Source organism: Mizugakiibacter sp. (genome assembly GCF_039680435.1).
Taxonomy (GTDB): Bacteria; Pseudomonadota; Gammaproteobacteria; order Xanthomonadales; family Rhodanobacteraceae; genus Mizugakiibacter.
The window spans coordinates 74770-98670 of record NZ_JBDKSX010000023.1 but is presented as its reverse complement, the minus strand read 5'-3'; the positions used below and the strand labels follow the sequence as shown (position 1 = coordinate 98670).

At 68.8% G+C, this 23901-nt stretch carries 23 protein-coding genes and 2 tRNA genes; 24 read left to right on the top strand and 1 reads right to left on the bottom strand.

Annotated features, from left to right (window positions below; genetic code table 11):
- Positions 1–26 precede the first annotated feature (26 nt).
- Entirely contained in the window at positions 27–839 is an 813-nt protein-coding gene (locus ABFC67_RS02270) for an SDR family oxidoreductase (RefSeq protein WP_346736408.1), read from the bottom strand.
- A gap of 83 nt (positions 840–922) precedes the next feature.
- Between ABFC67_RS02270 and tpiA the strand changes: the two genes are divergently transcribed.
- From tpiA to rpsO, 24 genes are all read left to right on the top strand, one after another.
- Positions 923–1672, top strand: a complete 750-nt coding sequence (gene tpiA / locus ABFC67_RS02265; RefSeq protein ID WP_346736407.1) for a triose-phosphate isomerase — start codon at positions 923–925, stop codon at positions 1670–1672.
- 22 nt (positions 1673–1694) lie between these two features.
- Complete coding sequence (gene secG / locus ABFC67_RS02260) at positions 1695–2108, top strand: preprotein translocase subunit SecG (RefSeq protein ID WP_346736406.1); 414 nt, start codon at positions 1695–1697, stop codon at positions 2106–2108.
- Positions 2109–2120: 12 nt separating this feature from the next.
- Positions 2121–2205: transfer RNA gene (locus ABFC67_RS02255), tRNA-Leu, on the top strand.
- Between the two features lie 63 nt (positions 2206–2268).
- On the top strand, positions 2269–2625 hold the full coding sequence (locus tag ABFC67_RS02250; RefSeq protein ID WP_346736405.1) for an NADH-quinone oxidoreductase subunit A: 357 nt from the start codon (positions 2269–2271) through the stop codon (positions 2623–2625).
- Positions 2616–3173, top strand: a complete 558-nt coding sequence (locus ABFC67_RS02245) for an NADH-quinone oxidoreductase subunit B family protein (protein ID WP_346736404.1) — start codon at positions 2616–2618, stop codon at positions 3171–3173. The genes ABFC67_RS02250 and ABFC67_RS02245 overlap by 10 nt, the downstream gene beginning before the upstream one ends.
- A gap of 10 nt (positions 3174–3183) precedes the next feature.
- Positions 3184–3933, top strand: coding sequence for an NADH-quinone oxidoreductase subunit C (locus tag ABFC67_RS02240; RefSeq protein WP_346736403.1), 750 nt, complete (start codon positions 3184–3186; stop codon positions 3931–3933).
- Positions 3934–3935: 2 nt separating this feature from the next.
- Positions 3936–5195 (top strand): NADH-quinone oxidoreductase subunit D, encoded by a 1260-nt coding sequence (locus ABFC67_RS02235; RefSeq protein ID WP_346736402.1) that lies wholly within the window; start codon positions 3936–3938, stop codon positions 5193–5195.
- Positions 5192–5719, top strand: coding sequence for an NADH-quinone oxidoreductase subunit NuoE (gene nuoE / locus ABFC67_RS02230; RefSeq protein WP_346736401.1), 528 nt, complete (start codon positions 5192–5194; stop codon positions 5717–5719). Before ABFC67_RS02235 ends, nuoE begins: the two co-directional genes overlap by 4 nt.
- A 93-nt stretch (positions 5720–5812) precedes the next feature.
- On the top strand, positions 5813–7126 hold the full coding sequence (nuoF, locus tag ABFC67_RS02225; protein ID WP_346736400.1) for an NADH-quinone oxidoreductase subunit NuoF: 1314 nt from the start codon (positions 5813–5815) through the stop codon (positions 7124–7126).
- A complete protein-coding gene (gene nuoG / locus ABFC67_RS02220) occupies positions 7123–9459 on the top strand; it encodes an NADH-quinone oxidoreductase subunit NuoG (RefSeq protein WP_346736399.1) in 2337 nt (778 codons plus the stop codon). The genes nuoF and nuoG overlap by 4 nt, the downstream gene beginning before the upstream one ends.
- 3 nt (positions 9460–9462) lie before the next feature.
- Positions 9463–10482 (top strand): NADH-quinone oxidoreductase subunit NuoH, encoded by a 1020-nt coding sequence (gene nuoH, locus ABFC67_RS02215; RefSeq protein WP_346736398.1) that lies wholly within the window; start codon positions 9463–9465, stop codon positions 10480–10482.
- 9 nt (positions 10483–10491) lie between these two features.
- Positions 10492–10983 carry an NADH-quinone oxidoreductase subunit NuoI gene (nuoI, locus tag ABFC67_RS02210; protein WP_346736397.1) on the top strand — a complete coding sequence of 164 codons (492 nt, stop codon included), beginning with the start codon at positions 10492–10494 and terminating at the stop codon, positions 10981–10983.
- A 19-nt stretch (positions 10984–11002) separates the two neighbouring features.
- Positions 11003–11611: an NADH-quinone oxidoreductase subunit J gene (locus ABFC67_RS02205; RefSeq protein ID WP_346736396.1), complete on the top strand. Its 609-nt coding sequence runs from the start codon at positions 11003–11005 to the stop codon at positions 11609–11611.
- Positions 11608–11913, top strand: a complete 306-nt coding sequence (nuoK, locus tag ABFC67_RS02200) for an NADH-quinone oxidoreductase subunit NuoK (protein ID WP_346736395.1) — start codon at positions 11608–11610, stop codon at positions 11911–11913. Before ABFC67_RS02205 ends, nuoK begins: the two co-directional genes overlap by 4 nt.
- A 13-nt stretch (positions 11914–11926) precedes the next feature.
- Positions 11927–13948, top strand: coding sequence for an NADH-quinone oxidoreductase subunit L (gene nuoL, locus ABFC67_RS02195; RefSeq protein WP_346736394.1), 2022 nt, complete (start codon positions 11927–11929; stop codon positions 13946–13948).
- A 25-nt stretch (positions 13949–13973) separates the two neighbouring features.
- Positions 13974–15485, top strand: a complete 1512-nt coding sequence (locus ABFC67_RS02190; protein ID WP_346736393.1) for an NADH-quinone oxidoreductase subunit M — start codon at positions 13974–13976, stop codon at positions 15483–15485.
- A gap of 9 nt (positions 15486–15494) precedes the next feature.
- Entirely contained in the window at positions 15495–16931 is a 1437-nt protein-coding gene (gene nuoN / locus ABFC67_RS02185; RefSeq protein WP_346736392.1) for an NADH-quinone oxidoreductase subunit NuoN, read from the top strand.
- A 48-nt stretch (positions 16932–16979) separates the two neighbouring features.
- Positions 16980–17056: transfer RNA gene (locus ABFC67_RS02180), tRNA-Met, on the top strand.
- A 146-nt stretch (positions 17057–17202) separates the two neighbouring features.
- Complete coding sequence (gene rimP, locus ABFC67_RS02175) at positions 17203–17730, top strand: ribosome maturation factor RimP (RefSeq protein ID WP_346736391.1); 528 nt, start codon at positions 17203–17205, stop codon at positions 17728–17730.
- A gap of 44 nt (positions 17731–17774) precedes the next feature.
- Positions 17775–19280: a transcription termination factor NusA gene (gene nusA / locus ABFC67_RS02170; RefSeq protein ID WP_346736390.1), complete on the top strand. Its 1506-nt coding sequence runs from the start codon at positions 17775–17777 to the stop codon at positions 19278–19280.
- Positions 19281–19419: 139 nt separating this feature from the next.
- Positions 19420–22044, top strand: a complete 2625-nt coding sequence (gene infB / locus ABFC67_RS02165) for a translation initiation factor IF-2 (protein WP_346736389.1) — start codon at positions 19420–19422, stop codon at positions 22042–22044.
- Positions 22045–22063: 19 nt separating this feature from the next.
- Positions 22064–22423 carry a 30S ribosome-binding factor RbfA gene (gene rbfA / locus ABFC67_RS02160; RefSeq protein WP_346736388.1) on the top strand — a complete coding sequence of 120 codons (360 nt, stop codon included), beginning with the start codon at positions 22064–22066 and terminating at the stop codon, positions 22421–22423.
- 143 nt (positions 22424–22566) lie between these two features.
- On the top strand, positions 22567–23484 hold the full coding sequence (gene truB, locus ABFC67_RS02155) for a tRNA pseudouridine(55) synthase TruB (RefSeq protein ID WP_346736387.1): 918 nt from the start codon (positions 22567–22569) through the stop codon (positions 23482–23484).
- Positions 23485–23626: 142 nt separating this feature from the next.
- Positions 23627–23896: a 30S ribosomal protein S15 gene (rpsO, locus tag ABFC67_RS02150; protein ID WP_346736386.1), complete on the top strand. Its 270-nt coding sequence runs from the start codon at positions 23627–23629 to the stop codon at positions 23894–23896.
- Positions 23897–23901: the final 5 nt, after the last annotated feature.

The following is a 23901-nucleotide window of genomic DNA, read 5'->3' as shown; positions in this document are numbered from 1 at the left end:
CATGCGCCTGCCGGCGGCTCGCCGCGTCAATCGAGCACGCGGAAATCGCGCGAGCGGCGCGCGATCAGTTTCAGCGCGAGGCCGTCCGGCAGCAGCCCGAACAGTGCCTTGATCGCGCGGTTGACGCGGCCGTTGACGTACACGACGTCGCCGCGCTCGACCGCATCCAGACCCTGCGCCGCCACGGTGTCGGCGTCCATCCACATGTAGCGCGGCATCTTCGACACCAGCGCGCGGGCGCCGGTGACGTCGTGGAATTCGCTGTAGGTGAAGCCGGGACACAACGCGCAGACGTGCACGCCGTGCGCGCGGTTCTCCAGCGCCAGCGACTGCGAAAACCTGATCAGGTAGGCCTTGGACGCGGCGTACAGCGTATGCCCGGTGGAGCCGGGCAGGTGGCCGGCCAGCGAGGCGACGTTGACGATGCGCCCGTGGCCGCGCGCGCGCATGCCGGGCAGCAGGCGGTGCGCCAGTTCGGTCGGCGCGGTCATCAGCACCTGGATGAAGTCGGCGTGGCGCTGCCAGGGGCTGGCTTCGAACGTGCCGGGCACGCCGTAGCCGGCGTTGTTGATCAGCGTGTCGACGTGCAGGCCGCGCAGCGCCAGCGCGTCGGCGAGATGCGCCGGCGCCTGCGGATCGGCGAGATCGGCCGGCATCGCGGCGACCTCGACGCCGTGCCGCTGGCGCAGCTCGGCGGCCAGCGCGTCGAGCCGTTCGGCGCGTCGCGCCGTCAGCACCAACGCGTGGCCGCGTGCGGCCAGCGCACGCGCGAATGCCGCGCCGATGCCGGACGATGCGCCGGTGACGAGGGCGCGGCGCGGGTGCGGTGTCGTCTGCATGGTCTCTCCGTGGACGGGTTGCGTTGCATGCTGCGGCGGCGGGCCGGTATCCTTCGCGGCCTTTGCCTAGCCGGGTGCCCCCGATGCGCAGGAAATTCGTCGCCGGTAACTGGAAGATGCACGGCTCGCGCAAGCAGGCTGCCGGATTGGTCGCGGAAATCGCGGCGAACATGCCGGCCGGTCCCGAGATCGCCGTCTTCCCGCCGTTTCCGTATCTTGCGGAGCTTGCCGCGACCTGCGCAAGCCGCGGCCTGGGCGTCGGCGGCCAGGACGTCAGCGAGCACGCGGAACAGGGCGCCTACACCGGCGAGGTCGCGGCGACGATGCTGGCCGACGTCGGCTGCCGCTACGCCCTGGCCGGGCATTCCGAGCGCCGCCAGTATCACGGCGAAAGCGATGCGCGGGTGGCGGCGAAGGTCGCGGCGGCGCTGGGCGCCGGCCTGGTGCCCGTGCTGTGCGTGGGCGAGACGCTCGCCGAACGCGAGGCGGACCGCACCGAAGCGGTGATCGGGCGCCAGCTCGGCGCCGTGCTGGAGCGCTGCGGCATCGGCGCGTTCGAGCGCATCGTCGTCGCCTACGAGCCGGTGTGGGCGATCGGTACCGGACGCACCGCGAGCCCGGCGCAGGCGCAGGACGTGCATGCCTTCGTCCGTAGCCAACTGGCGAAGGCCGATGCTAGAATTTCAATGCTGACCCGCATCCTCTACGGCGGCAGCGTCAAGCCCGCGAATGCCGCGGACCTTTTCGCGCAACCCGACGTCGATGGCGGCCTGATTGGCGGCGCCGCGCTGGCGGCGGCCGATTTTCTCGCGATCTGCCAGGCCGCGCGCTGAACACGCAGCCGGACGGAAGGACATGATCACCATCTTCAGCGTCTTCTACATCCTGATCGCCGCGGCGATGATCGTGCTGATCCTGATCCAGCGCGGCGCCGGCGCGGATGCGGGCTCGGGCTTCGGCGGCGGCGCTTCCGCCACCGTGTTCGGTGCGCGCGGCTCCAGCAACTTCCTCACCCGCACGACGTGGGTGCTCTCGGGCTTGTTCTTGCTGCTCAGCCTCGGCATGGGCATCTACGTGAGCCACGGTGGCGCCAAGAAGCCGGGTGACGATCTCGGCGTGATGGCCGGTACGGCGGTGCCTGCCGCCCCGGCGAAGTCGGGTGCGCCGGCGGCGGGCAGCGAGGTGCCGCGCGCTACCGCACCGCCGGCCGCTGCGGCCACGTCGGCGGACGGCAAGCCCGGTCCAGGCGAGCCAGCGAAGAAAGATTGATCGAGTGTCAATGCCCAGGTGGCGGAATTGGTAGACGCACTACCTTGAGGTGGTAGCGACGCAAGTCGTGGAGGTTCGAGTCCTCTCCTGGGCACCACCGTAACGATCGGCCGCGCGAGCGGCCACTGATGCGCCCCGCGGCGCGGAGGTTCGCTGAGCCGTGCTAGCCGAATACTGGCCTGTCCTGCTGTTCCTTGTGGTCGCCACCGGCATCGGCGTCGCGCTGCTGCTGCTCGGCACGCTGCTCGGGCCGAAGCGCCCGAGTGCCGAGAAGCTCGCGCCCTACGAGTGCGGTTTCGAGGCGTTCGAGGACGCGCGCATGAAGTTCGACGTGCGCTACTACCTGATCGCGATCCTGTTCATCATCTTCGATCTCGAAATCGCGTTCCTGTTCCCGTGGGCGGTCGTGTTCGCCAAGATCGGCGTGACCGCGCTGGTCGAGATGGCCCTGTTCCTCGCCCTGCTGGTGGTCGGCTTCGTGTACGTCTGGAAGAAAGGGGCGCTCGAATGGGAGTGATCTCGAAACTCGACGAGGTGATGCACAACCCCTCGCCGCTGGGGCAGGTGGACGACATCTTGCGTCCGGCGACCGACGAGAATCCGGTCGTGGATCGCGGTTTCGTGACCACCTCGCTCGACGCGCTGGTGAACTGGGCGCGTACCGGCTCGATGTGGCCGGTGACGTTCGGCCTGGCCTGCTGCGCTGTCGAGATGATGCACGCCAGCGCGGCGCGCCTCGACCTCGACCGCTACGGCGTGATCTACCGCCCTTCGCCGCGCCAGTCCGACGTGATGATCGTGGCCGGCACCCTGGTCAACAAGATGGCGCCGGCGCTGCGCAAGGTCTACGACCAGATGCCCGAGCCGAAGTGGGTGATCTCGATGGGCTCGTGCGCGAACGGCGGCGGCTACTACCACTATTCCTATTCCGTGGTGCGCGGCTGCGACCGCATCGTGCCGGTGGACGTCTATGTGCCGGGTTGTCCACCCACGGCCGAGGCGCTGATCCACGGCATCCTGCAGCTGCAGAAGAAGATCCGCCGCACCAACACCTTTGCGCGCTGAGTGAATCGCCATGAGTGAAGCCACGCCTGCCCCCGCAGCGCCGAGCACCTTGGCCGAGCGCCTTGCCGCGCGCTTCGGCGAGCGCATCGCCGGCGTCGCCACCCGCCTCGGCGAAACCACCATCGAGGTGGCCGCCGACGACCTGGTCGGCATCGCCACCGCGCTGCGCGACGATCCTGAGCTGCGCTTCGAGCAACTGATCGACCTGTGCGGCGTCGACTACCTCGGCTACGGCGAGGACGAGTGGCGTACTTCGCAGGAGACCACCGGCACCGGATTCTCGCGCGGCGTCGAGGGGCTGGGACCGGGCCGCTTCAACTGGGTCGAGCGCCCGCGCGAAACCGCCGTGCCGCGGCGCTTTGCGGTGGTCGTGCACCTGCTGTCGATCAGCCACAACCGGCGCCTGCGCGTACGCTGCTTCTGCGCGGACGACGCGCTGCCGGTGGTGCCCTCGCTGACCGGCGTGTGGACTGGCGCCAACTGGTTCGAGCGCGAGGCGTTCGACCTGTTCGGCATCGTCTTCGAGGGCCACCCGGACCTGCGCCGCATCCTCACCGACTACGGCTTCGTCGGCCATCCGTTCCGCAAGGACTTCCCGCTGATCGGCAACGTCGAGGTGCGCTACGACCCCGAGCAGAAGCGCGTCATCTACCAGCCGGTGTCGATCGAGCCGCGCGTCACCGTGGCGCGCGTGATCCGCGAGGACGCGCGCTACGCGCAGGCGGGCGCCGAGGCGGCCGACCGTTGGCAGGAGAACTAAGCATGGCCGGCGCGGAAATCCGCAACTACACGATGAACTTCGGCCCGCAGCATCCGGCCGCGCACGGCGTGCTGCGCTTGGTGCTGGAGCTGGACGGCGAGGTGGTGGTGCGCGCCGACCCGCACGTCGGCCTGCTGCACCGCGCCACCGAGAAGCTGGCCGAGTCGAAGCCGTTCAACCAGTCGATCGGCTACATGGACCGCCTCGACTACGTTTCGATGATGTGCAACGAGCACGGCTACGTGCGCGCCATCGAGAAGCTGACCCGGATCGAGGCGCCCATCCGTGCGCAGTACATCCGCACGATGTTCGACGAGATCACGCGCATCCTGAACCACCTGATGTGGATCGGCTCGAACGCGCTCGACCTCGGTGCGATGGCGGTGTTCCTGTACGCGTTCCGCGAACGCGAGGAGCTGATGGACTGCTACGAGGCGGTTTCCGGCGCGCGCATGCACGCGACCTACTACCGCCCGGGCGGCGTCTACCGCGACCTGCCGGACCGCATGCCGCAGTACCGCGAGTCGCCGTGGCACAAGGGCAAGGACCTGAAGCGGCTGAACGCCTGGCGCGAAGGCTCGATGCTCGACTTCCTCGACGCCTTCACCGACGACTTCCCGCGTCGCGTCGCCGAGTACGAGGAACTGCTCACCACCAACCGCATCTGGAAGCAGCGCACCGTCGGCATCGGCGTGGTCAGCCCGGAACAGGCGCTGGCCTGGAGCATGTCCGGGCCGATGCTGCGCGGTTCCGGCATCGAATGGGACCTGCGCAAGAAGCAGCCGTACGCGGCCTACGCCGATGTCGACTTCGACATCCCGGTCGGCGCCAACGGTGACTGCTACGACCGCTACCTGGTGCGCGTCGAGGAGATGCGCCAGTCCAACCGCATCATCAAGCAGTGCGTCGCCTGGCTGCGGCAGAACCCCGGCCCGGTGATCGTCGACAACTTCAAGGTGGCGCCGCCGGCGCGCGCCGAGATGAAGCGCGACATGGAAGCGCTGATCCACCACTTCAAGCTGTTCACCGAAGGCTACTGCGTGCCCGCCGGCGAGGCCTACGCCGCCGTCGAGGCGCCCAAGGGCGAGTTCGGCGTGTACCTGGTCTCGGACGGCGCCAACAAGCCGTTCCGCCTGAAGGTGCGCGCACCCGGCTTCCCGCACCTGTCGTCGATGGACGAGATCGTGAAGGGGCACATGCTGCCCGACGTCGTGGCGATGATCGGCACCTACGACATCGTGTTCGGAGAGATCGACCGATGAAGGCCACCGGCAATTTCGAGAAGGTGAAGGACGTCGACCCGCAGGTCGTCCTCACCGAGGCAACGCGCAAGCACATCGAGCACTGGCTGGCCAAGTTCCCGCCCGAACGGCGGCGCTCGGCGGTGATCCAGGGGCTGATGGCCGCGCAGGAACAGAACGGCGGCTCGCTGACCGACGAGCTGATCGCCGCGGTGGCGAAATACCTCGGCATCCCGCCGCTGTGGGCGTACGAGGTGGCGACGTTCTACTCGATGTTCGAGCTGGCGCCGGTCGGCCGCCACAACGTTGCCATCTGTACCAACATCTCGTGCTGGCTGAACGGCGCCGACGGCATCGTCCGCCATTGCGAGAAGAAGTACGGCATCAAGCTCGGCGAATCCACCGCCGACGGCCGCATCTACCTCAAGAAGGAGGAGGAGTGCCTGGCCGCCTGCTGCGGTGCGCCGATGATGGTGGTGGACGGGCATTACCACGAGAAGCTGACCCCCGAGCAGGTGGACCGGATTCTCGACGAACTGGAATAGGCGTCCGCCGCGGCGATCCCGCCGCGCTGGCTCTGCTCCGTTGCAACGATGCGGTCGCGGCCGAGGCCGCTCCGGCGAAGAGTGACTACGGTTATGGCATACGGCCCCGCGCCCAAGGAACACCAGGTCGTCTACACCACGCTGCACTTCGACGTGCCGTGGTCGTTCGACAACTACGTGAAGACCGGCGGCTACGCGGCGTGGAGGAAGATCCTCGCCGAGAAGCCGGATCCGGCGTCGATCATCGACGAGCTGAAGAAGAGCGCGCTGCGCGGCCGCGGCGGCGCCGGCTTCCCCACCGGCCTGAAGTGGTCGTTCATGCCGCGCAACGCGCCGGGGCAGAAGTACATCCTGTGCAATTCGGACGAGTCCGAGCCGGGCACCTGCAAGGATCGCGACATCCTGCGCTTCAATCCGCACGCGGTGGTCGAGGGCATGGCGATCGCCTGCTACGCGACCGGCTCGACGGTCGGCTACAACTACCTGCGCGGCGAGTTCCACCACGAGCCGTTCGAGCATTTCGAGCAGGCGCTGAAGGACGCCTACGCCGCCGGCCTGCTGGGCAAGAACATCCAGGGTTCGGGCATCGACGTGGACATCCACGCCGCGCTCGGCGCCGGCGCCTACATCTGCGGCGAGGAAACCGCGCTGATGGAGTCGCTGGAGGGCAAGAAGGGCTGGCCGCGCTACAAGCCGCCGTTCCCGGCCAACGTCGGCCTGTTCGGTCGCCCGACCACGATCAACAACACCGAAACCTACGCCTCCACGCCGGCGATCCTGCGCAACGGCGCCGACTGGTTCCTCAACATCGGCAAACCCAACAACGGCGGGCCGAAGGTGTTTTCCGTCTCCGGCCACGTCAACCGGCCCGGCAACTACGAGATTCCGCTCGGTACGCCGTTCACCGCGTTGCTGGAGATGGCCGGCGGCGTGCGCAGCGGGCACCAGCTGAAGGCGGTGATCCCCGGCGGCTCGTCGATGCCGGTGCTGCCGGGCGAGACGATGCTGGGCTGCACGATGGACTACGACTCCATCCAGAAGGCCGGCTCCGGCCTCGGCTCGGGCGCGGTCATCGTGATGGACGAAACCGTCTGCATGGTGCGCGCCTGCGAGCGCATCAGCCGCTTCTACCACATGGAGTCCTGCGGCCAGTGCACGCCGTGCCGCGAGGGCACCGGCTGGATGCGCCGCGTGCTGGCGCGCATCGTCGCCGGCGAGGGCGTCGTGGACGACCTGCACCGCCTGAAGGCGATCGCCGGACAGATCGAGGGCCACACCATCTGCGCCTTCGGCGAGGCCGCGTCCTGGCCGGTGCAGGGCTTCCTGCGCCATTACTGGCATGAGTTCGAGTATTACGTCGAGCACAAGCGCTCGATGGTCGAAGACAAGCTCGGAGTCGCAGCATGAGCGCGCAGCCGACCCAGAACGCCGCGCCGGACCTCGTCAACATCGAGGTCGACGGCAAGCCGATCCAGGTGCCGAAGGGCTCGATGATCATCGAGGCCACCGACAAGGCCGGCATCCCGATCCCGCGCTTCTGCTACCACCGCAAGCTGCCGGTCGCGGCGAGCTGCCGCCAGTGCCTGGTCGAAGTCGAGCGGATGCCGAAGCCGGCGCCGGCCTGCGCCACGCCGGTAATGGAGGGCATGAAGGTCTTCACGCGCTCGGAGAAGGCGCTGAAGGCGCAGCGCAACGTGATGGAGTTCCTGCTGATCAACCATCCGCTCGACTGCCCGGTCTGCGACCAGGGCGGCGAGTGCGAGCTGCAGGACCTGGCGATGGGCTACGGCCGCTCGGTCAGCCGCTTCACCGAGCGCAAGCGCGTGATCGCCGACGAGGACATCGGCCCGCTGGTCGCGACCGAGATGACGCGCTGCATCCACTGCACGCGCTGCGTCCGCTTCGTCGGCGAGATCGCCGGCACCTACGAGCTCGGCAGCATGGACCGCGGCGACCGCCACGTGATCGGCACCTACATCGGCAAGAACGTCGAGAGCGAGCTGAGCGGCAACATCATCGACGTCTGCCCGGTCGGCGCGCTGACCGACAAGGTGTTCCGCTTCAAGGCGCGTGCGTGGGAGATGATCGCGCGGCCGTCCGGCGCCTACCACGACGCGCTCGGCTCCAACCTGTGGCTGCACACGCGCCGCGGCGAGGTGCTGCGCGTGGTGCCGCGCGACAACGAGGCGGTCAACGAGTGCTGGCTGTCCGACCGCGACCGCTACAGCCACCAGGGGCTCGGCGCCGCCGATCGCGCGGCGAAGCCCGCGATCAAGCGCGACGGACGCTGGGTCGAGACCGATTGGGACGACGCGCTGGGCGCGGTCGCGCAGCGGCTGCAGGGCTTTTCCGGCGGCGATATCGGCGCGCTGGTGCAGCCGTCGACCTCCAGCGAGGAGGGCGCGCTGATCGCGCGGCTGATGCGCGCGCTGGGCAGCGCGCACGTCGACCACCGCCTGCGCACGCTGGACTTCGCCGGCGCCGCGGACGGCGCCACGTTCGAGCTGCCGGTCGCGCAGATGGAGCAGGTCGGCGCGGCACTGCTGATCGGCTCCGACCTGCGCCACGAGGTGCCGCTGCTGAACCACCGCGTGCGCCAGGCGTGGAAGCGTGGCGCCAAGGTTTACGCGGTCAACCCCGCGCGCTTCGACTTCAACTACGACCTCGCCGGCGAATTCATCGCGCCGCCGCAGCGCCTGGTCGACGAGCTGCTGGTGCTGGCCAAGGCCGCCGCCGAGCTCGGCGCCGCGCCGGCCGAGGCTGCGCTCGCCGGCGCGCTGGCCGCGGTGCAGGCCAGCGACGCCGCGCGTGCCGCGGTGAAGGCATTGCAGGAAGCCCCCGCCGCGCTGGTGCTGCTCGGCGACGCCGCCGTGCGCCATCCCGAGGCGTCCTGGCTGCGCGCGCTGGCGCGCTACATCGCCACCGCCACCGGCAGCGCGCTGAATGCGCTGCCCGACGGCGCCAACGGCATCGGCCTGGCCCGCGCCGGCGTGTTGCCGGGGCAGGGCGGGCTGGACGCACAGGCGATGCTGGCGCAGCCGCGCAAGGCTTATGTCCTGTACGGCGCCGAGCCGCCGCACGACTTCGCGGATGGCGTGGCCGCCATGCAGGCGCTGCAGCAGGCGGAATTCGTGGTGGCGTTCGCGGCGTACGCCGACGAGACGCTGCGGCGCATCGCCCACGTGATCCTGCCGATCGGGCTGACGCCCGAGATCGACGCGACGCTGGTCAACGTCGACGCCACCGCACAGGCCTTCGCTGCCGGCGCCAAGCTGCCGGGCGAGGCGCGTCCGGGCTGGAAGGCGCTGCGCGCACTGGGCGGCATGCTGAAGGCGCCGGGCTTCGAGTTCACCGAGCTGGCCGAGCTGCGCGCCGAGATCGCCGCGCCGCTGGCACAGGCGCCGCAGGCCGCGGCGTCCGCGCCGGGGCCGCGCCGCGCCGCCGCGCCGCTGGCCCGGCTCGCCACCGTGCCGATCTACCGCGGCGACGCGGTGCTGCGCCGCTGCGCGGCGCTCGGCGCGCATCCGCTGTCGCGCCCCGCCGCGGTGCGCCTGAACGCCGCCGACGCGGCCGCGCGCGGCCTGGCCGACGGCGATCGCGCACGACTCTCCGACGGCAGCGCGCTGCCGGTCGTCATCGATGCGGCGGTGCCGCCGGGCGCGGCCTGGATCGAGGCCACGCACGCCGAAACCGCCGCGCTGCCGCCGTACGGCGCCGCCATCGAACTGACCAAGGCCTAAGTCATGCACGCCGATCTGATGCTGGTCGTTTGGCCCCTTGCCAAGATCCTGGCCATCGTCCTGCCGCTGGTCGTCACGGTGGCGATGTACTCCTACTGGGAGCGCAAGGTCATCGGCTGGATGCACGTGCGCATGGGGCCGAACAAGATCGGTCCGTGGGGCCTGCTGCAGGCCTTCGCCGACGTGTTCAAGCTGCTGTTCAAGGAGATCGTCGTCCCGACCAACGCCGACAAGCCGCTGTTCTTCCTCGCGCCGCTGCTGGCGGTGGTGCCGGCGTTCGCGGCCTGGGCGGTGATCCCGTTCGACCAGGGCGTGGTGCTGGCCAACCTCAACATTGGCCTGCTGTACCTGCTGGCGATGACCTCGATGGGCGTGTACGGGATCATCCTCGCCGGCTGGGCGTCGAACTCGCGCTATGCGCTGCTCGGGGCGATGCGCTCGGCGGCGCAGGTGGTGTCCTACGAGATCGCCATGGGCATGGCGCTGGTCTGCGTGCTGGTGCTGGCCGGTACGCTCAACCTGACCGACATCGTCAACGCGCAGGCCGGCAGCAAGGGCCTGCTCGACTGGTTCTGGCTGCCGTTGCTGCCGATGTTCGTCGTCTACTTCGTGTCCGGCGTGGCCGAGACCAACCGTGCGCCGTTCGACGTCGCCGAAGGCGAGTCGGAGATCGTCGCCGGCTTCCACGTCGAGTATTCGGGGGCCGCGTTCGCGGTGTTCTTCCTCGCCGAATACGCGAACATGATCCTGATCAGCTTCCTCGCGTCGGTGATGTTCCTCGGCGGCTGGCTGTCGCCGTTCCCGGCGTCTTGGGGCGTGCTCGGCGCGGGCGGGTGGTGGTGGCTGTTCGTGAAGGCGTTCCTGTTCGCCTTCATGTACCTGTGGTTCCGCGCCACCTTCCCGCGCTACCGCTACGACCAGATCATGCGCCTGGGCTGGAAGGTGTTCATTCCGATCACGATCGTGTGGGTGCTGGTGGCCGGGTGCATGAAGTACTTCGGCTGGGTCACCGTGGGTGCCTGAGGCAAAGCCATGACTCGCGTCGTCAACTATTTCCGCAGCCTGCTGCTGGGCGAACTGCTGGAAGGCATGTGGCTGACCCTGCGCTACATGTTCCGGCCGAAGTACACCATGCGCTACCCGATGGAGCACATCCCGAAGTCGAACCGCTTCCGCGGCCTGCACGCGCTGCGCCGCTACGCCAACGGCGAGGAGCGCTGCATCGCCTGCAAGCTGTGCGAGGCGGTGTGCCCGGCACTGGCGATCACCATCGACTCGGCGCCGCGCGAGAGCGACGGCCAGCGCCGCACCACGCGCTACGACATCGACCTGTTCAAGTGCATCTACTGCGGTTTCTGCGAGGAGAGCTGCCCGGTCGACTCGATCGTGGAGACGCACATCCACGAGTATCACTTCGAGCAGCGCGGCGAGAACGTGGTGACCAAGCCGCAGTTGCTTGCGATCGGCGACCGCTTCGAGCCGGAGATCGCCGCCGCGCGCGCCCAGGACGCGCCCTACCGCTGAGCGCCGAGGACACGCCGCAATGACCTTCCAACTGCTCTGTTTCTACGTGTTTGCGACGGCGGCGACGCTGGCCGCGCTCGGCGTGATCACGTTGCGCAACCCGGTGCACGCGGTGCTGTGCCTGGTGCTGACGTTCTTCAGCACCGCCGCGATCTGGCTGCTCGCCGAGGCCGAGTTCCTCGCCGTGGCGCTGGTCGTGGTGTATGTCGGCGCGGTGATGGTGCTGTTCCTGTTCGTCGTGATGATGCTCGACATCAAGCTCGAACCGTTGCGCGAGGGCTTCATCCGCTACCTGCCGGTCGGCGTCGTGGTGGCGGCGGTGATGCTGGTCGAGATGCTGGCGCTGATCGGCGTGCGCGCGATGGCGCAGGCGCAGGCGCCGGCCAACCCCGCCGGCGACTCCAACATCGCCTGGCTGGGCGAGGCGCTGTTCACGCGCTTCCTGCTGCCGTTCGAGATCGCCGCGCTGATCCTGACCGTCGGCATCGTCGCCGCGGTGGCGCTGACCCTGCGCCGCCGGACCGGCGTGCGCCACCAGGATCCGGCGCGCCAGGTGGCGGTCGATCCGCGCACCCGCGTGCGCCTCGTCAAGATGGCCGCAGAGCGCGGCCAGGAGCAGGCACCATGATCACGCTCTCGCACTACATCGTGCTCGGCACGATCCTGTTCTGCCTGTCGGTCGCCGGCGTCTTCATCAACCGCAAGAACGTGATCGTGCTGTTGATGGCGATCGAGCTGATGCTGCTCGCCGTCAACATGAACTTCGTGGCCTTCTCGCGCTTCCTCGGCGACGCGTCGGGACAGGTGTTCGTGTTCTTCATCCTCACCGTGGCGGCCGCCGAATCCGCCATCGGCCTGGCGATCCTGACCCTGCTGTTCCGCAACCGCAGCACGATCAACGTCGCCGAAATCGACTCGATGAAAGGCTGAGGAGCGCGCCTCGATGACGCTTTCGCAAGGAATCCTGCTCGCCATCGTGCTGGCGCCGCTGGCCGGCTCGCTGCTGGCCGGGCTGCTCGGGCGCCAGATCGGCCGCGTCGGCGCGCACACCGTCACCATTCTCGGCGTGGCGCTGTCGTGCGTGCTGTCCTGCTACGTGCTGTACCAGCTGGTGTGGGGCGGGGCGCAGACCTACGACCACAACGTCTACACCTGGTTCGAGGTCGGCCGCCTCAGCGCCAGCGTCGGCTTCCTGGTCGACCGCCTGACCGCGATGATGATGGTGGTGGTCACCTTCGTCTCGCTGATGGTGCACGTCTACACGATCGGCTACATGGCCGACGACGACGGCTACCAGCGCTTCTTCAGCTACATCGCGCTGTTCACCTTCTCGATGCTCATGCTGGTCATGAGCAACAACTTCCTGCAGTTGTTCTTCGGCTGGGAGGCGGTCGGCCTGGTGTCGTACCTGTTGATCGGCTTCTGGTACAAGCGCCCGACCGCGATCTACGCCAACCTGAAGGCGTTCATGGTCAACCGCGTCGGCGACTTCGGCTTCCTGCTCGGCATCGCCGCGGTGCTGTTCTGGTTCGGCACGCTCGACTACGCGCAGGTGTTCCAGCAGGCCGGCAAGCTCGAGGACCTCTCGCTCGAGGTAATCGCCGGGCATCCCTGGCACGCGGCGACGGTGATCGGCATCCTGCTGTTCATCGGCGCGATGGGCAAGTCGGCGCAGGTGCCTCTGCACGTGTGGCTGCCCGACTCGATGGAAGGCCCGACGCCGATCTCCGCGCTGATCCACGCCGCGACCATGGTCACCGCCGGCATCTTCATGGTCGCGCGCATGTCGCCGCTGTACGAGCTCAGCGAGACCGCGCTCAGCGTGGTGCTGGTGATCGGCGCCACCACGGCGCTGTTCACCGGCCTGATCGGCATCGTGCAGAACGACATCAAGCGCGTGGTGGCGTACTCGACGCTGTCGCAGCTCGGCTACATGACCGTGGCGCTGGGCGTGTCCGCCTATTCGGGCGCGGTGTTCCACCTGATGACCCACGCCTTCTTCAAGGCGCTGCTGTTCCTCGGTGCCGGCTCGGTGATCATCGCCATGCACCACGAGCAGGACATGCGCTACATGGGCGGCCTGCGCAAGTACATGCCGGTCACCTACATCACCATGTGGATCGGCTCGCTGGCGCTGGCCGGCATGCCGGGCTTCGCCGGCTTCTTCTCCAAGGACGCGATCATCGAGGCGGTGGGCGCGTCGCACCGCTGGGGCTCCGGCTACGCGTACTTCTGCGTGCTGGCGGGCGTGTTCGTCACCGCGCTGTACAGCTTCCGCCTGCTGTACCTGACCTTCCACGGCAAGGAGCGCTTCACCGTCAAGGCCGGCCACGGCCACGATGCGCACCACGACGACCACCACCACAAGCCCGGCGAACTGGCGCATCCGCCGCACGAGTCGCCGTGGGTGGTGACGCTGCCGCTGGTGATGCTGGCGATCCCGTCGCTGCTGATCGGCTGGCCGACGATCGGGCCGATGCTGTTCGGCGACTACTTCGGCCGCTCGATCGTGGTCGGCGAGGCCAACGACGTGCTGGGCGAGCTGGGCGCCGAATTCCACGGCCCGCTGGCGATGGTGCTGCACGGCTTCACCCAGTGGCCGTTCTGGATCGCATTCGCCGGCTTCGCCACGGCGACCTACGTGTACCTGTTCAACCCGGCCGTCGCCGATCGCGTCAAGCGCGCGCTGAAGCCGCTGTACGAACTGCTCGCGCACAAGTACTGGATCGACGAGATCTACTACGCGCTGTTCGCCAAGGGCGGCGTGCGGCTGGGCCGGGCGTTCTGGCGCGGCGGCGACGCGGCGGTGATCGACGGCGCCATCGACGGCAGCGCCGCGCTGGTCGTGCGCACCGCGGCGGCGTTGCGCGGCCTGCAGTCCGGGTTCCTCTACCACTACGCCTTCGCGATGATCTTCGGCCTGGTCCTGCTGCTGGCCGGGTTCTGGCTGTTCGGCCACGTCTGAGTCCCAGGGAAGCGAGCCAACAACGATGTCGAATCTGCCCTTGCTGAGCCTGCTGATCTGGGTGCCCATCGTCGGCGCCGTGCCGGTGCTGCTGGCCGGAGCGGGAAGGCCGAACGCCGCGCGCTGGCTGGCGCTGCTGGTGTCGGTCGCGGCCTTCGTGCTGAGCCTGCTCGCGCTGCCGGCGTACGACGCCTCCAGCGCGGCGATGCAGCTGGTCGAGAACCATCCGTGGATCGAGACGCTGCGGGTGAACTACCACCTCGGCGCCGACGGCATCTCGCTGGCGCTGATCCTGCTGACCACCTTCACCACGATCCTGGTGATCGTCGGCGCGTGGGAGGTGATCCAGGACAAGGTGCACCAGTACATGGCCGCGATGCTGGTGCTGGAAGGCCTGATGATCGGCGTGTTCTGCGCGATGGACGCGCTGCTGTTCTATGTGTTCTTCGAGGGCATGCTGATCCCGATGTTCATCATCATCGGCGTGTGGGGCGGCCCGCGGCGCGTGTACGCCACCCTCAAGTTCTTCATCTACACCTTCCTCGGCTCGATCTTCATGCTGATCGGCCTGATCTACCTGTACTTCAAGGCCGGCACCTTCGACCTGGCCACGCTGGCGGCGCTGCCGTTGGGCATGCGCGAGCAGACCTGGCTGTTCTTCGCCTTCCTGATCGCGTTCGCGATCAAGGTGCCGATGGTGCCGGTGCACACCTGGCTTCCGGACGCCCACGTCGAGGCGCCGACCGGCGGCTCGGTGGTGCTGGCCGCGGTGATGCTGAAGGTCGGCGGGTACGGCTTCCTGCGCTTCTCGCTGCCGATCGTGCCGGACGCCTCGCACGCCTACGCCTGGGTGGTGATCGCGCTGTCGCTGATCGCGATCGTCTACATCGGCTACGTCGCGCTGGTGCAGGAGGACATGAAGAAGCTGATCGCGTACTCGTCGGTCGCGCACATGGGCTTCGTCACGCTCGGCACCTTCATCGCGTTCATGCTGGTGCGCGACGCCAACGACGTGCAGATGGCGCGGCTCGGCATGCAGGGCGCGATGGTGCAGATGATCTCGCACGGCTTCGTCTCCGGCGCGATGTTCACCTGCATCGGCGTGATGTACGACCGCCTGCACACGCGCATGATCAAGGACTACGGCGGACTGGTGAACGTGATGCCGTGGTTCGCCGCGTTCATGGTGCTGTTCGCGATGGCCAACTGCGGCCTGCCCGGCACTTCCGGCTTCGTCGGCGAGTTCATGGTGATCCTGGCCAGCTTCGCGGCGAGCCCGTGGATCGCGCTGTTCGCCGCGTTCACCCTGATCATCGGCGCGGGCTACACGCTGTGGCTGGTCAAGCGCGTGGTCTGGGGCGAGGTGGCCAACCCGCACGTCGCCGAGATGAAGGACATCAATGCGCGCGAGGCCTTCGTGCTGGGCGCGTTCGCGCTCGGTGTGCTGGTGCTGGGCGTGTGGCCGTGGCCGCTGACCCACCTGATGGACGCGTCCATCGGGCAGCTGGTCGAGAAGCTGGTGCTGACCAAGGTCTGAGGAACGCGCATGCTGAGCCTGAACGACATCCTGACCCTGCTGCCGGAGCTGTACCTGACCGGCGCGGTGTGCATGCTGCTGCTGATCGACGTGTTCCTGAAGCAGGATCAGCGCTGGGTCACCCACTGGCTGGCGATCCTGGTGCTGGCGGTGACCGGTTGGCTGGTGGTCAGCGGGCAGCCGGCCACCCCGGCGACCGCCTTCGGCGGCATGTTCGTGCGCGACGGCGTCGCCGAGGTGCTGAAGGTATTCGCGCTGCTCTGCAGCGGCATCGTGCTGGTGCTGTCGCGACCCTACATGCGCGACCGCGAGCTGCACATCGGCGAGTTCTACACGCTGATCCTGTTCGCCACGCTCGGCATCATGCTGCTGGTCTCGGCCGGCAGCCTGCTGATGGTCTACCTCGGGCTCGAACTGCTGACGCTGTCGTCCTACGCGCTGGTCGCGCTGAACCGCGACTCGAGCCTGTCCTCGGAGGCGGCGATCAAGTACTTCGTGCTGGGCGCGCTGGCCTCGGGCATGCTGCTGTACGGCATGTCGATGATCTATGGCGCCACCGGCACGCTCGACCTCGGTGCGATCCGCGCCGCTTCCGCAACCTCCGCGCATCCGACCCTGCTGCTGTTCGGACTGGTGTTCCTGATCGTCGGCATCGGCTTCAAGTTCGGCGCCGCGCCATTCCACATGTGGCTGCCGGACGTCTACCAGGGCGCGCCCACCGCAGTGACGACGTTCATCGGCTCGGCGCCCAAGCTGGCCGCGTTCGGCATGGCCTACCGCCTGCTCGATTCCGGCATGGGCGGGCTGGTCGTGCACTGGCAGGAGATGCTGGCGGTGCTGGCGGTGCTGTCGCTGGCGATCGGCAACATCGTCGCGATCGCGCAGAAGAACCTGAAGCGCATGCTGGCGTACTCGACCATCTCGCACATGGGCTACCTGTTCCTCGGCCTGGCCAACGGCACGCCCGAGGGCTATGCGGCGGCGATGTTCTACGCGATCTGCTACGCGCTGATGGCCACCACCTCGTTCGGCATCATCCTGGCGCTGGCGCGCGCCGGCTTCGAGGCCGAGGAGATCGCCGACCTCAAGGGCCTGAACCAACGCTCGCCCTGGTTCGCCGGACTGATGGCGCTGGCGATGTTCTCGCTGGCCGGCGTGCCGCCGCTGTTCGGCTTCTTCGCCAAGGTGCTGGTGCTGAAGGCGGCGATCGACGCCGGCATGCTGTGGCTGGCGATCGTGGCGATCGTGGCTGCCATCGTCGGCCTGTACTACTACCTGCACGTGGTCAAGGTGATGTACTTCGACAAGCCCGAAGGCGAGCCGCTGAGCGCGCAGGTCGATCCGTCGCTGCGCCTGGTGCTGTCCGCCAATGCGCTGGCGCTGCTGGCGCTGGGACTGTGGTGGGGGCCGCTGCTGGCGTGGTGCCAGCGCGCCTTCGCGGCCTGACGAGGCTTGCATAAAGCCGGCCAGATCGGTATATTTCACGGACTCTGTTGCGGGGTGGAGCAGTCTGGCAGCTCGTCGGGCTCATAACCCGAAGGTCGCAGGTTCGAATCCTGCCCCCGCTACCAGATCCTTTCTGACAAGAAAGCCTCCTCGTGAGGCTTTTTTGTTGGCCGCAGGGATGCGGGTTGGCGCCGGCGTCGGGACGCGACACAACGGCGACGATGGAATGGGCCAGCAGCGCCCATTTTTTGTTTGCAGGTACCGTATCGGCTTGGACACGCACACGCTCGCAGAACGACTCGCCCCGGCGCTGGCCGACCTCGGCCTGGAATGCCTGGGGGTGGAATGGAACCCCGGTCGCGGGGAGAGCCTGCTGCGCGTGTACATCGACGCCGCCGACCGCGCGGTGACGCTGGACGACTGCGAGGCGGCCAGCCGCGAGATCTCCGCGCTGCTGGACGTCGAGGACCCGATTCCGGGTCGCTACGTGCTCGAGGTGTCCTCGCCCGGCGTGGACCGCCCGCTGTTCAGCGCCGCGCAGTTCGCGCGGCACGTCGGCGCGGAGGCGCGCATCACGCTGAAGCTGCCGCTGGCCGGGCGCCGCCGCCTGCGCGGCAGGATCGCCGAGGTCGTGGGCAGCCGCATCGCCGTCGAACACGACGGCACGCGCAGCGAGCTGGAGTACGCCGACATCGAAAGTGCGCGCCTGGTGCCGGACTGGGAGGCGTTGGGCTATCTGCCCGCGCCGAAGCCGGGCAAGGGCAAGACGAAGCCCGGCAAGGGCAAGACGAAGCAGTGAATCGACGACCCGGGGCGGGATCGCGCCGGGAGGAGCATCAGGTCATGAGCAAAGAACTTCTGCTGGTCGTGGACGCGGTGGCGAACGAGAAGGGCGTGCCGCGCACGGTGATCTTCGAGGCGATGGAGGCGGCGCTCGCTTCCGCGGCGAAGAAGCGCTACCCGGACCAGGACGTGACGATCCGCGTCTCGATCGATCGCGACAGCGGCGACTACGAAACCTTCCGCCGCTGGGAGGTGGTGGCCGACGATGTCGAGATGGAGTCGCCGGACCGCCAGATCCGCCTGATGGACGCGGTCGACGAGCGCGCCGACGCGCAGGTCGGCGAGTACGTCGAGCAGCAGGTCGAGAACGCCGAGTTCGGCCGCATCGCCGCCCAGGCCGCCAAGCAGGTGATCGTGCAGCGCGTGCGCGAGGCCGAACGCGCGCTGGTGGTCGATGCCTTCAAGGACCGCATCGGCGAGCTGGTCACCGGCATCGTCAAGCGCGTCGAGCGCGGCAACGTCTACCTCGACCTGGGCAGCAATGCCGAGGCGTTCGTGCCGCGCGACCGCGCGATCCCGCGCGAGGCCGTGCGCGTCGGCGACCGCCTGCGCGGCTATCTCTACGACGTGCGCTCGGAAGTGCGCGGCCCACAGCTGTTCGTCTCGCGCACCGCGCCGGAATTCATGATCGAGCTGTTCAAGCTCGAGGTGCCGGAGGTCGGCCAGGGCCTGGTCGAGATCAAGGCCTGCGCGCGCGATCCGGGCGACCGCGCCAAGATCGCGGTGCTGGCGCACGATGCGCGCACCGATCCGATCGGCGCCTGCATCGGCATGCGCGGTTCGCGCGTGCAGGCGGTGTCGAACGAGCTCAACGGCGAGCGCATCGACATCGTGCTGTGGAACGACAACCCGGCGCAGTTCGTGATCAACGCGATGGCGCCGGCGGAGGTGCAGTCCATCATCATGGACGAGGAAAAGCACTCGATGGACATCGCGGTCGCCGAGGACAAGCTGTCGCAGGCGATCGGCCGCGGCGGCCAGAACGTGCGCCTGGCCAGCAAGCTGACCGGCTGGCAGCTCAACGTGATGACCCAGGACCAGGTGCAGGCGAAGAGCGAGGCCGAGCAGGAGGCCGCGCGCCAGCTGTTCATGGACCGCCTCGAGGTCGACCAGGAAATCGCCAACATCCTCGTCCAGGAAGGCTTCTCCACGGTCGAGGAAATCGCCTACGTGCCCAGCGCCGAGCTGCTCGCGGTGGAGGGCTTCGACGAGGACATCGTCGAGGAGCTGCGCGCGCGTGCCCGCGACGCGCTGCTGACCGAGGCACTGGCGGTGGAGGAGGGGATCGACGAGAACAAGCCCAGCGAGGGCCTGCTGGCGCTGGAAGGCATGGACGAGGCTACGGCCTACGTGCTGGCCGAGCGCGGCGTGACCACGGTGGACGATCTCGCCGACCTCGCCGTCGACGACTTGATCGATATCGAGGGCATGGACGAGGAACGTGCCGGCCAATTGATCATGACGGCGCGTGCGCCGCTGATCGAGCGGCTCGAGCAGGGCGGTTGATACGGTAACAGGGCGCGGCCATCGAGGCCGCGCCGGGGAAGCCGGGAGGCTTCCCGCCACGGACGGCAGGTGAGCCCGAATCGCAGCGTGACGCGCGGCGGGCGATAGCGGAGCGCAGGAACGGCGGAGTACGAGAACGATGTCGGACGTGACGATCAAACAACTTGCCAATGTCCTCGGCATGACGCCGGACAGGCTGCTCACGCAGCTGGCCGAGGCGGGGATGAAGTTTTCCAACCCCGATCAGGTGATCAGCAGCACCGAGAAGGTGAAGCTGCTGGGCTTCCTGCGCCGCACGCACGGCAAGGGCGCAGCCGCTCCCGAGTCCGAGGAGGCTGCGCCGCGCCAGGTCACGCTCAAGCGCCGCAAGGTCAGCGAGATCACCGTCGCGACGGGCGCCCGCGGCGCATCCGCCAAGACCGTCAATGTCGAGGTGCGCGCCAAGCGCACCTACGTCAAGCGCAGTGTCATCGCCGAGGAGGCCGCGGCCGACCAGGGGCGCGAGGACGCGCTGCGCAAGTTGCAGGAATCGCAGCTCAAGCGCGAGGCCGAGGAAATCGAGCGCCAGGATCAGGAGCGCCGCCGTCTCGAGGAGGAGGCGAAGCTGCGCGCGGCCGAGGAGGAGCGCAAGCGCGCCGAAGAGGAGCGCGCGCGCGCCGAGGCCGAGGCGCAGCGCCTGGCCGAGGAAGGGCGTCGCCCGCGCGCCGCCGAGGCCGCGCCGGTGGCCGCGGCGCCGGCGGAGCACGCCGCGCACAAGCCGAAGGAAGAGCGCCCGCGTCGCGAGGAACCGCCGGCCGCGGCGCCGCACGGCGCGCGCCACCCGCGCGGTTCGCACCGCATGCGCGAAGAGGGCGGTGACGAGTTCGCCGGCCGCTACGTCGGCGGCGAGCTGCACCTGACCGCGGAAGAGCGCGCGCGCCGCACCAGCCGCAAGAAGGCCAAGCCCAGGGTCGCCGAAATCTCGCGCATCTCCGAGCGCCACGGCTTCTCCCGGCCGACCGCGCCGGTCGTCCGCGAGGTCGCGATCGGCGAGAACATCAGCGTCGCCGACTTGGCGCAGAAGATGGCGGTGAAGGGCGCCGAGGTGGTCAAGGCGCTGTTCAAGATGGGCGTGATGGCGACCATCAACCAGGTGATCGACCACGACACCGCCGCGCTGGTGGTCGAGGAACTCGGCCACAAAGCCGTGCGCGCCGAGGACAAGGGCGCCGAGACCACGCTGCTGGCGCGCACCGCCGCGGCGGAGGGCGAGCAGGAGACGCGGCCGCCGGTGGTCACCATCATGGGCCACGTCGACCACGGCAAGACCTCGCTGCTCGACTACATCCGCCGCACCAAGGTGGCGGCGGGCGAGGCGGGCGGCATCACCCAGCACATCGGCGCCTATCACGTGAGCACGCCGAAGGGCGTGATCACCTTCCTCGACACCCCGGGCCATGCCGCGTTCACCTCGATGCGCGCGCGCGGTGCGCAGTCGACCGATATCGTCGTGCTGGTGGTCGCGGCCGACGACGGCGTGATGCCGCAGACCGTGGAAGCGGTGCAGCACGCGCGCGCCGCGGACGTGCCGATGATCGTCGCCGTCAACAAGATGGACAAGCCGGAGGCCAATCCGGACAACGTCAAGCAGGGCCTGGTGCAGCACGAGGTCGTGCCCGAGGAATGGGGCGGCGACGTGCAGTTCGTGCCGGTGTCGGCCAAGACCGGCGAAGGCGTCGACACGCTGCTCGAGGCGATCTCGGTGCAGGCCGAAATGATGGAGCTGACCGCCGTCAAGAGCGGCCGCGCCGCGGGCGTGGTGATCGAGTCCAGCCTGGACAAGGGCCGCGGCCCGATCGCCACCGTGCTGGTGCAGCAGGGCACGCTCAGCCGCGGCGACTTCGTCGTCTGCGGCGTCGAATACGGCCGCGTGCGCGCGATGTTCGACGAAACCGGGCAGCAGGTGCAGGACGCCGGCCCGTCGATTCCGGTGCAGGTGCTCGGCCTGTCCGGCGTGCCGGATGCCGGCGACGAGTTCGTCTCGGTGGCGGACGAGCGCCTGGCCAAGGACGTCGCCCAGGAGCGCCAGCAGAAGCGCCGCGAGAGCCGCCTGGTCAGCAAGACCAACCGGCTCGAGGACATCATGGCGCAGATGGGCCAGAGCGACGAGCAGCAGACGCTCAACCTGGTGGTCAAGGCCGACGTGCAGGGCTCGGTCGAGGCGCTGCGCGACTCGCTGGTCAATCTGTCCAACGACCTGGTCAAGGTCAACGTGGTCGCTTCCGGCGTCGGCGGCATCACCGAGTCCGACGCGACCCTGGCCGCGGCGTCGAAGGCGCTGCTGATCGGCTTCAACGTGCGTGCCGACGCCTCGGCGCGCAAGGTGGTCGATGCCAACGGCCTGGACATGCGCTACTTCTCGATCATCTACGACGTGATCGACCAGGTGAAGCAGGCCGCCTCCGGCCTGCTCGGCACCGAGGTGCGCGAGGAAATCATCGGCGTGGCCCAGGTGCGCGACGTGTTCCGCAGCTCCAAGTTCGGCGCGGTCGCCGGCTGCATGGTGGTCGAGGGCGTGGTCAAGCGCCACAAGCCGATCCGCGTGCTGCGCGACAACACGGTGATCTTCCAGGGCGAACTGGAGTCGCTGCGTCGCTTCAAGGATGCGGTCGAGGAAGTGCGCAACGGCATGGAGTGCGGCATCGCCGTCAAGCAGTACAACGACGTCAAGCCGGGCGACCAGATCGAGTGCTTCGAGCGCATCGAGGTGGCCAGGACACTGTGATTGTTGGGCGGAACCCGCCATGCCATCTTCCGAATTCAAACGCACCGACCGCATCGCCGCCGAGCTGCGTCGCCTGCTCGGCAGCATGGTGCATGCCGCGGTGCGCGACCACGCGCTGCCGTCGGTCAGCGTGTCCGACGTCGAGGTGACGCGCGACCTGGATTCCGCCACGGTGTGGGTCACCACGCTGCTGCCCGACGCGTCCCGCGACACGGTCAAGGCGCTGAACGGCATGGCGAAGGAGTTCCGCCAGCAGTTGTCGCGCACGATGCGCATCCGCCGCGTGCCCGAGCTGCGCTTCAAGTACGACGATTCCGTCGACAAGGGCGAGCGCATCGAATCGCTGCTGCGCCAGGAAAAGGACAAGGGGCGGCTGTAGCCGCGCGATGTCCTCCGGTCCGCCGCCGCTGTTCCGGCGCAGGCCGGAATCCGGCGATTGCATTGGCGCCCCCATCGCCAGGCCGGCTTGCGTCGGGATGATGCTTTCGTTGTTTCGCTTTTCCCCGAGTCCCGAGTCCCGAAATGCCCCGTCCCCCCACCCGCCAGGTGCACGGCATCCTGCTGCTCGACAAGCCGGCGGGGATGAGCTCGAACCAGGCGCTGCAGGCGGCGCGGCGGCTGTATCGCGCGGACAAGGCCGGGCATACCGGCAGCCTCGATCCGCTGGCCACCGGGTTGCTGCCGCTGTGCTTCGGCGAGGCGACCAAGATCGCCGGACTGCTGCTCGGCTCGCGCAAGGCCTACGCGGCCGAATGCCTGCTGGGTGTCGTCACGTCCACCGCGGACAGCGAGGGCGAGGTGCTCGAGCGACGCGCGGTACCCCCGTTCGATGATGCGGCGCTGCGAAGCGCGCTGGCGACGCTGCGCGGCCGCATCACGCAGGTCCCGCCCGTGCATTCGGCGATCAAGCAGGGCGGCGAGCCGCTGTATCGCCGGGCGCGCCGCGGCGAGGACGTGCAGGCGCCCCCGCGCGAGGTCGAGGTGGACCGCTTCGAGTGCGTCGGCCGGGACGGGCCGCGCCTGCGCCTGTACGTCGAGTGCGGTTCCGGCACCTACGTGCGCAGCCTGGTGCGCGATCTCGGCGAGCGTCTGGGTTGCGGCGCCCACCTGACCGCGCTGCGCCGGCTGTGGGTGGAGCCGTTCCGCGCGCCGGCCATGTTCACCCTGGACGAGTTGCGCGCCCGCCAGGCGCAGGACGGGGAGGCGGCGCTGGACGCGCTGCTGCTGCCGGTGGATGCCGGCCTGGCGGCGCTGCCGGCGGTGCGGCTGGACGTGGACGGCGCGCGTGCGCTCGGCCACGGGCGGCCCGTCGCGGTCGAGGCTGCGCCGGGGCGCTGCCGCGCGCACGCCCCGGACGGTCGCCTGTTGGCGCTGGGCGAGGTCGACGCGGCCGGCACGCTGCGCGTCGTGCGCGGCCTGAACCTGCCGCCGGTCGCCTGAAAACCCTTGTTGCGGCGCTGTCTTGGCCGCTAAAATAGCGCGCTTACCGAACGACCCGACCCAACCCGGCGGGGCTTGCGAAGCGCCATCGTGGCCGGTGCCGCTTCGCAAGTCTCGCATTCGCTTTCGAGGATTCGAAAACATGTCGCTTTCTGTCGAACAGACCAGCAAGATCATCACGGACTTCGGCCGCAAGCCGAACGACACCGGCTCGCCGGAGGTGCAGGTCGCGCTGCTTTCCGCCCGCATCGAGCACCTGACGCAGCACTTCAAGACGCACGCGCAGGACCACCACTCGCGCCGCGGCCTGCTCAAGTTGGTCAACCAGCGCCGCCGGCTGCTGGACTACCTCAAGAAGAACGACGGCGGCCGCTACCAGGCGCTGATCGAACGCCTCGGCCTGCGCCGCTGACGGGT

What these genes read in the sequence shown, in the direction of transcription:
- rbfA (WP_346736388.1), top strand. Translation starts at nt 22,064, where the DNA reads ATGCCATCTTCCGAATTCAAACGCACCGACCGCATCGCCGCCGAGCTG.
- nuoF (WP_346736400.1), top strand. Translation starts at nt 5,813, where the DNA reads ATGGCATACGGCCCCGCGCCCAAGGAACACCAGGTCGTCTACACCACG.
- truB (WP_346736387.1), top strand. Translation starts at nt 22,567, where the DNA reads ATGCCCCGTCCCCCCACCCGCCAGGTGCACGGCATCCTGCTGCTCGAC.
- ABFC67_RS02270 (WP_346736408.1), bottom strand. Translation starts at nt 839, where the DNA reads ATGCAGACGACACCGCACCCGCGCCGCGCCCTCGTCACCGGCGCATCG.
- secG (WP_346736406.1), top strand. Translation starts at nt 1,695, where the DNA reads ATGATCACCATCTTCAGCGTCTTCTACATCCTGATCGCCGCGGCGATG.
- infB (WP_346736389.1), top strand. Translation starts at nt 19,420, where the DNA reads ATGTCGGACGTGACGATCAAACAACTTGCCAATGTCCTCGGCATGACG.
- nuoI (WP_346736397.1), top strand. Translation starts at nt 10,492, where the DNA reads ATGACTCGCGTCGTCAACTATTTCCGCAGCCTGCTGCTGGGCGAACTG.
- ABFC67_RS02240 (WP_346736403.1), top strand. Translation starts at nt 3,184, where the DNA reads ATGAGTGAAGCCACGCCTGCCCCCGCAGCGCCGAGCACCTTGGCCGAG.
- ABFC67_RS02235 (WP_346736402.1), top strand. Translation starts at nt 3,936, where the DNA reads ATGGCCGGCGCGGAAATCCGCAACTACACGATGAACTTCGGCCCGCAG.
- tpiA (WP_346736407.1), top strand. Translation starts at nt 923, where the DNA reads ATGCGCAGGAAATTCGTCGCCGGTAACTGGAAGATGCACGGCTCGCGC.
- nuoK (WP_346736395.1), top strand. Translation starts at nt 11,608, where the DNA reads ATGATCACGCTCTCGCACTACATCGTGCTCGGCACGATCCTGTTCTGC.
- nuoG (WP_346736399.1), top strand. Translation starts at nt 7,123, where the DNA reads ATGAGCGCGCAGCCGACCCAGAACGCCGCGCCGGACCTCGTCAACATC.
- nuoL (WP_346736394.1), top strand. Translation starts at nt 11,927, where the DNA reads ATGACGCTTTCGCAAGGAATCCTGCTCGCCATCGTGCTGGCGCCGCTG.
- nuoN (WP_346736392.1), top strand. Translation starts at nt 15,495, where the DNA reads ATGCTGAGCCTGAACGACATCCTGACCCTGCTGCCGGAGCTGTACCTG.
- nusA (WP_346736390.1), top strand. Translation starts at nt 17,775, where the DNA reads ATGAGCAAAGAACTTCTGCTGGTCGTGGACGCGGTGGCGAACGAGAAG.
- ABFC67_RS02245 (WP_346736404.1), top strand. Translation starts at nt 2,616, where the DNA reads ATGGGAGTGATCTCGAAACTCGACGAGGTGATGCACAACCCCTCGCCG.
- nuoH (WP_346736398.1), top strand. Translation starts at nt 9,463, where the DNA reads ATGCACGCCGATCTGATGCTGGTCGTTTGGCCCCTTGCCAAGATCCTG.
- rpsO (WP_346736386.1), top strand. Translation starts at nt 23,627, where the DNA reads ATGTCGCTTTCTGTCGAACAGACCAGCAAGATCATCACGGACTTCGGC.
- ABFC67_RS02205 (WP_346736396.1), top strand. Translation starts at nt 11,003, where the DNA reads ATGACCTTCCAACTGCTCTGTTTCTACGTGTTTGCGACGGCGGCGACG.
- ABFC67_RS02190 (WP_346736393.1), top strand. Translation starts at nt 13,974, where the DNA reads ATGTCGAATCTGCCCTTGCTGAGCCTGCTGATCTGGGTGCCCATCGTC.
- nuoE (WP_346736401.1), top strand. Translation starts at nt 5,192, where the DNA reads ATGAAGGCCACCGGCAATTTCGAGAAGGTGAAGGACGTCGACCCGCAG.